Raw genomic sequence first — 6509 nt, 5'->3', positions numbered from 1 at the left:
GCGCCAGGACGGCCGCGACGACAAGACCGAGGTCGCGCACCTGGGCCTCGGCCGACCCGAGCGAGAACCAGTGGCCCACGAGGCTGCGCGGCTCGTCGTCGGACGGGAGCAGCAGCCAGCCGGCGAGGTAGAGGATCAGGCCGGCGAGACCCACGAAGCAGAGTACGACGGCGAGCACGCGCACCAGGACGGGGTCGACGTCGAGGCGGCGGGCCACCCCGCCGCACACCCCGGCGACCAGACGTTCGTCGCTGGAGCGACGCACGGACGACACGGACTGCAGGCTGCGGCGCAACCGTGCGTCGGTGTCGTGGTCGGGACCGGTGCGGGCGTCGGTGCCGGAACCGGAGTCGACGTCGGGGCCGGTGGGTCCGCTGGACGGTGGTGTGGTGCTCATGGACCCATCGTCGGTCGGAGGCCGCGCCCACCACCATCGGGCGAGACCCTGGTCCGACCCTGGTGCGCGGACCCGGGTGGAGCGAGGGTGTCACCTGGTGGCGGCGGCTCACGCGCGCGTGTGACGATGCCGAGGTGAGCCAGACCGTCGCGCCGTCGCGCCCCGCCCGCCGAGCGTTCCGCCCGGCCGACCGGCGCGTCGTCGGCGGGGTCGCCGCGGGCGTGGCCGAGCACCTCGACGTGCCGGTGCTGTGGGTGCGGGTCGGGTTCGTCGTGACCACCTGGCTGAACGGGGCCGGGGTGGTCGCCTACCTGCTGCTCTGGAGGTTCCTGCCGCTGCGCCGGCCCGAGCTGTCGCCCGGCCTGGAGTCGGCCACCCGACGTGGGCTGCGTCCCGTCGGCCGTCCCGGACCGGTCGAGGTGCTGCAGACGGTGGCCGTCGTCGCCGTGGGTGCCGGGGTGCTGCTGCTCGTGCACGGCGGTGGTCCCTTCGGCCTGTCGCCCGTGCTGCCGCTGCTCGTCGTGGTGGTCGGCGTGGCCGTCGTGTGGCGGCAGATCGACGACGCGTCGTGGCAGTCGTGGTTCACGCGCACCACCGGTGCTGGGTTCGTGCTGCGCGTCGCTGCCGGCCTCGCCCTGGTCGGCTTCGGCGTCCTCTACCTCATCACGCAGGAGCGGGGCCTGTCCGGCGTCGGCGACGTCGGCGTCGCGCTGCTCGTCGCCGTCCTCGGCTTCCTGCTGCTGCTCGGCCCGTGGATCGTCTCGCTCGTCACCGACCTCGGCAGCGAGCGTCGCGAGCGGATCCGCTCGCAGGAGCGTGCCGACGTCGCCGCCCACCTGCACGACTCGGTGCTGCAGACCCTGGCGCTCCTGCAGAAGAACGCGTCCGACCCGGCCGCGGTCGCGACCCTCGCCCGGCGCCAGGAGCGCGAGCTGCGGTCGTGGCTGTACGGCGAGGAGGAGCTGCCCGGCGACGGTGGTCCGCGCCGCGCGGGAGGCGGTCGTCAACGCGGCCAAGCACGCCGGCGTCGACCGGGTCGACGTGTACGCCGAGGTCGGGCGGGGCGTGGTCGAGGTCTACGTCCGCGACCGCGGGACGGGCTTCGACCCCGACGCGATCGCCGACGACCGGATGGGCGTGCGCGGCTCGATCATCGGCCGCGTCGAGAACCACGGCGGGACCGCCCGTGTGCGCAGCGGCGTCGACGGTACCGAGGTCGCGCTCACCATGCCCCTGTCCGCCCCGCCCGCCGCCGGCCCCGAGGAGCCCCGATGAGTCCCCTGCACGTCCTGGTGGTCGACGACCACGCCATGTTCCGCACGGGCGTGCGCGCCGAGCTCCAGAAGGACCCGGGCGTCGTCGTGGTGGGCGAAGCCGAGGACGTCGACACGGCCGTGCCCGCCGTGCTGGCCGCGCGTCCCGACGTGGTGCTGCTCGACGTGCACATGCCGGGCGGCGGCGGGGCCGAGGTGATCCGCCGCGTGCTGCCGCAGGCGCCCGAGGTGCGCTTCCTGGCCCTGTCGGTCAGCGACGCCGCGGAGGACGTCATCGGCGTCATCCGCGCCGGCGCCCGCGGGTACGTGACCAAGACGATCTCCGGCGCCGAGCTCGTCGACGCGCTGCACCGGGTGGCGTCGGGCGACGCCGTGTTCAGCCCACGGCTCGCCGGCTTCGTGCTCGACGCGTTCGCCGGCACCATCGAGGTCGCGCAGGTCGACGAGGACCTGGACCGCCTCACCGAGCGCGAGCGTGAGGTGATGCGCCTGATCGCCCGCGGCTACGCCTACAAGGAGGTCGCGAAGGAGCTGTTCATCTCCGTCAAGACCGTCGAGACCCACGTGTCGAGCGTGCTGCGCAAGCTGCAGCTCTCGAGCCGGCACGAGCTCACGAAGTGGGCGAGCGACCGACGACTGATCTGAGGGACGGCGTCACGGAACGATGTCGGCCGCGTCCCCCGCGTTCACGGTCACGGCGACGGACCAGCGAACTCCTTCGGGGGCGTCCACGCGAACGGGGAGGGCGCCTGCAGGGTAGGGCTCGGTCGCCTCGTCCAGGCTCTGGCTGATCGATCCGTCCCGCGAGGTGTTGGGGCACGGTTGTCCAGCCGTGCCGAGCGGTGTCGTGACCGTCAGCTCTTGGTCGCCGCTGTCGCCCGTGCAGGCCAGCTGCACGCTGACGACGCGCACCGGCTCGTTGGTCGTGGCGGTCTCGCTGACCGAGCCCGTGCCGTCGAAGCGCTGCCACACGCGCTCGCCGATCGGGGGGAAGGAGCGCGGCGGCTCGGGGTCCTGCGCGCAGGCTCCGAGCAGGAGGCCGACCACGAGCAGCACAGTGAGGCGACGCATGGTCGGATCGTAGGCCCACACCGCGGGTCCGGTCCTGGGAACCGTGCGCCATGGGTCGCCGGTGTCACGATGGTCCGCATGGACCTCCTGCTCCTCGCCGTCGCCGGTGTCCTCGTCATCGTCACGGTCACGTCGGTCGCGGGGCGGATCGGGGTCGCGGCACCGCTGCTGCTCGTCGTCGCGGGCGTCGGCATCTCCTTCCTGCCCGGCATGCCGCGCATCGAGGTGCCCCCCGAGGCGATCCTCGCGGGCGTGCTGCCGCCGCTGCTGTACGCGGCGTCGGTGAACATGCCGGCCGTGGACTTCCGGCGCGACTTCAAGGCCATCAGCGGCCTGTCGGTGGTGCTGGTCCTGGTGTCCGCGCTGTCGCTGGGCTGGCTGCTGCCGCGGCTCATCCCCGGCATCGGGTTCGCCGAGGCGTTCGCGCTGGGTGCGATCGTCAGCCCGACCGACGCCGTCGCGACGTCGATCGTCCGCCGGACGGGGGTCGCGCCCCGGCTCGTCACCGTGCTCGACGGCGAGAGCCTCCTCAACGACGCGACCGCGCTCGTGCTGCTGCGCACCGCCGTGGCCGCCACCGGCGCCTCGGTGTCGTTCTGGCACGTGGGCCTCGACTTCGTGCAGGCCGTCGGCGTGGCCGTCGTCGTCGGAGTGCTCGTGGCGGTCGTCAGCCTGTTCGTCCGTTCGCTCGTCGAGGACGCCACCGTCGCCACCTCCATCTCGTTCGTGGTGCCGTTCCTCGCGTACGCGCCGTCGGAGCACCTGGGCGGGTCGGGCCTGGTCGCCGTGGTGGTCGCCGGGCTCGTGATCGGGTCGCGCTCGCTCGTGGAGCTGCGCGCCGACGACCGCATCGCCGAGGCCGTGAACTGGCGCACCATCGCGTTCCTCCTCGAGGGCGCGGTCTTCCTGGTGATGGGCCTGGAGCTGCGTCCGCTCCTCGCCGACTTCGACGACTCGGGGCAGCCGTGGAGCCGGCTCGCGGTCGTGACCGTCGCGACGCTCGCCGTGCTGTGGGTCGGACGCGCCCTCTGGGTGGCCTTGCTGCTGCTCGAGCTGCGCCGGGGACGCCGCGCGGTGCAACGGCACGCACCACGCCTGGCCTCGTTCCGGGAGTACCTCGCCTCCGAGCAGGCCCAGACCCTGTCGCGGCGACGTCGGGAGCGGGCCCTGCAGCTCGTCCGGCGTCGCGAGGCCGACGTCAGCTTCTACACCGAGCAGCCGCTCGGCGCCCGCGACGGCGTCGTGCTCGTGTGGGCGGGCATGCGCGGCGTCATCACGCTCGCGGCGGCGCAGACCCTCCCGCCCGACACCGCCCAGCGCAGCCTGCTGGTGCTCGCCGCGTTCTGCGTCGCGGGCGCCTCGCTGCTGCTCCAGGGCGGGACGCTGACCTGGGTCGTGCGGTGGCTCGGTGCGGAGTCGGACCGGACGCCGCAGCGTCGGGCCCAGCTGAGGGCGCTCCTCGAGGCGATGGGGGAGGTCGCCGACGCCCGCTGCGCCGAGGCGGCCGAGGAGGGGCTCGACGGCCGACCGCTCGACCCGCTGGCCGTCGAGCAGGTCCGTCGCCGCCGCACCCCCGCCGCGGAGTGGGAGTGGGCGGGGGAGGACGGCGAGGACCGCGAGCGTCGGATCCGCGACTTCGTCCGCCTGCGGCGGGCCGTGCTGGAGGAGCAGCGCGAGGCGCTCCTCGACCTGCGGTCCGAGGGACGCTTCGACTCCCAGGTGCTCGACACCGTGCTCGGCCGTCTCGACGTCACCGAGTACGCCGCGACCCGACGCAGTCCGCAGCCCCCGCGCTGAGCGTCGCAGGAGGTCGCGGAGTTCACCCGGGCGCAACGCGACGGGTCTAGCCTCGGCCCATGAGCGACCCGCACCTGATCGTGCTCTTCGGCGCGACGGGGGACCTGGCCCGCCGCAAGCTGCTGCCCGGCATCCTGCACCTGCTGCGCTCGAGGCTGGCAGCGGACTCGCGGATCGTCGCCGTCTCGATGGACGACCTCGACGACGACGGCTTCCGTCGCTTCGCCCAGGACGCCTGCCGCGAGTTCGGACGGCCGGTGCCCGAGGAGGAGTGGGACGACTTCGCGCCCAAGCTGCACTACGTGAACGTCGCCGACGGGCCCGCGCGGCTCGCGGAGGTCGCGGGCCGGCTGGAGGAGGAGCTGGGTGGTGCCCCGCGCCGGCTTCACTACCTGAGCGTGCCGCCGAGGGCCGCGGTCGACGTCGTCCGCACCCTCGACGAGGCGGGCCTGGTCGAGCGGTCGCGGATCATCATGGAGAAGCCGTTCGGCACCGACCTCGAGAGCGCCCGAGCCCTGAACGCCCGCATCCACGAGGTGTTCGACGAGGACCAGATCTTCCGCATCGACCACTTCCTCGGCAAGGAGGCCGCGCTCAACATCCTGGCGTTCCGGTTCGCGAACGGGCTGTTCGAGCCGATCTGGAACCGCACCTTCATCGACCACGTGCAGATCGACGTGCCGGAGACGCTGTCGGTGTCGGGTCGGGCCGGGTTCTACGAGGGCACGGGTGCGTTCAAGGACATGGTGGTGACCCACCTGTTCCAGATCCTCGCGTTCATGGCCATGGAGCCGCCCACGTCGCTGGACTCCAGCTCGATCAGCGAGGAGAAGAACAAGGTCTTCCGCTCGATGCTGCCGCTGCGCCCCTCCGACGTCGTGCGAGGCCAGTACCAGGGGTACCGCGAGGAGGAGGGCGTCTCCCACGACTCCGAGACGGAGACGTTCGTGGCGCTGCGCGCGCAGATCGACAACTGGCGCTGGGCGGGCGTGCCGTTCTACCTGCGCACCGGCAAGCAGATGGCCCAGGGCGCGCGGATCATCTCCATCGCCTTCCGCGAGCCCCCGAAGTCGATGTTCCCGGCCGGGTCGGGCGTCGGGCTGTCGGGCCCGGACCACCTCACCTTCGACCTCGCCGACTCCTCCCGCCTGTCGCTGTCGTTCTACGGCAAGCGCCCCGGCCCCGGCCTGCGGCTGGACAAGCTGTCGATGCAGTTCGCGATGCAGGACACCGCACGGGCGGGGGAGGTGCTGGAGGCCTACGAGCGGCTCATCCTCGACGCGATGAAGGGGGAGCGGACGCTGTTCACCACCGCGGAGGGCATCGAGCGGCTCTGGGAGGTCTCCCAGCCCCTCCTCGACGACCCACCGCCCGTCCGCCCCTACCCCGTCGGCACGTGGGGTCCCAACGCCGTGCACCAGCTCATCGCCCCCCGCGCGTGGCGCCTGCCCTTCGAGCGCACCTGGCGCGACCCGAACGAGTCGGGGCAGTAGGGGAGAGTTCGGGCTGGTCCCGCTGCTGCGCTGGCTGCGGTCGTCGCGACCTTGCTGGTGCGCTGCCGTAGGGGGCCTCGATCTGCTGGTGCGCCGCCGCAGGAGGTCTCGACCCGCTGGTGCGCTACCTCAGCGTTCGCTGGGGGTGGTCTCCGAAAGGGCCTCGACCGGGCGGCTGGCATCCGCGCTGGTCTGGGGTCTCGGGCTGCGGGTTGGTGCCGGGGTGGACGCACGAATGCAGAATCCTGGGTGCCCTTTGCGTTGGGGGGACGCAAGATTCTGCCTCTGCGCGGACCGTTCCACACAAAGGCAGCATGCTTCTGACGCTCAGCCCTCTATCGGTGGATCATCAACCGCAGAGGCGCTCCTGCGGTTGCAGATCCACCGATAGGACGCGCCAACGCAGAACCCTGGCCCGAGAACGCAGAAACGAAGAATCGTGCGCCACCCGAGAGCCCAGACCAGACGCCGAGACCC

General features: G+C 72.7%; 6 protein-coding genes and 1 pseudogene. 5 read left to right on the top strand and 2 right to left on the bottom strand.

The annotated features are described in order from the left end of the window. Positions 1 to 397 (bottom strand): PspC domain-containing protein (locus A6Q79_RS12720; protein ID WP_317698549.1); only part of this gene is annotated, 397 nt, incomplete at its 3' end. Here A6Q79_RS12720 and A6Q79_RS12715 point away from each other — a divergent pair. The 3 genes and pseudogenes from A6Q79_RS12715 to A6Q79_RS12710 form a co-directional block, all read left to right on the top strand. After that, positions 298 to 672 (top strand): annotated as a pseudogene (locus A6Q79_RS12715) (PspC domain-containing protein); the annotation flags it as partial. The gene A6Q79_RS12720 and the pseudogene A6Q79_RS12715 overlap by 100 nt on opposite strands. Before the next feature lie 106 nt (positions 673 to 778). Further along, positions 779 to 1672, top strand: coding sequence for a sensor histidine kinase (locus tag A6Q79_RS18680; RefSeq protein ID WP_369038009.1), 894 nt, complete (start codon positions 779 to 781; stop codon positions 1670 to 1672). Continuing rightward, the gene (locus tag A6Q79_RS12710; protein WP_067854841.1) at positions 1669 to 2316 is read left to right on the top strand and encodes a response regulator transcription factor; all 648 of its coding nucleotides are present in this window, start codon (positions 1669 to 1671) and stop codon (positions 2314 to 2316) included. The genes A6Q79_RS18680 and A6Q79_RS12710 overlap by 4 nt, the downstream gene beginning before the upstream one ends. A 9-nt stretch (positions 2317 to 2325) precedes the next feature. Here the strand turns inward: A6Q79_RS12710 and A6Q79_RS12705 are convergent, their stop codons facing one another. Continuing rightward, entirely contained in the window at positions 2326 to 2742 is a 417-nt protein-coding gene (locus tag A6Q79_RS12705) for a hypothetical protein (protein ID WP_286689151.1), read from the bottom strand. 78 nt (positions 2743 to 2820) lie between these two features. Here A6Q79_RS12705 and A6Q79_RS12700 point away from each other — a divergent pair, with 78 nt between their 5' ends. Together A6Q79_RS12700 and zwf are read left to right on the top strand one after the other, a co-directional pair. Further along, positions 2821 to 4539, top strand: a complete 1719-nt coding sequence (locus A6Q79_RS12700) for a sodium:proton antiporter (protein WP_286689152.1) — start codon at positions 2821 to 2823, stop codon at positions 4537 to 4539. A gap of 59 nt (positions 4540 to 4598) precedes the next feature. Beyond that, entirely contained in the window at positions 4599 to 6032 is a 1434-nt protein-coding gene (gene zwf / locus A6Q79_RS12695; protein WP_067854847.1) for a glucose-6-phosphate dehydrogenase, read from the top strand. Positions 6033 to 6509: the final 477 nt, after the last annotated feature.

Origin of the sequence: Aeromicrobium sp. REDSEA-S32_B7 (genome assembly GCF_001626145.1) — a bacterium.
GTDB lineage: Bacteria > Actinomycetota > Actinomycetes > Propionibacteriales > Nocardioidaceae > Aeromicrobium > Aeromicrobium erythreum.
This window is presented reverse-complemented; position numbering and strand designations above follow the sequence as displayed.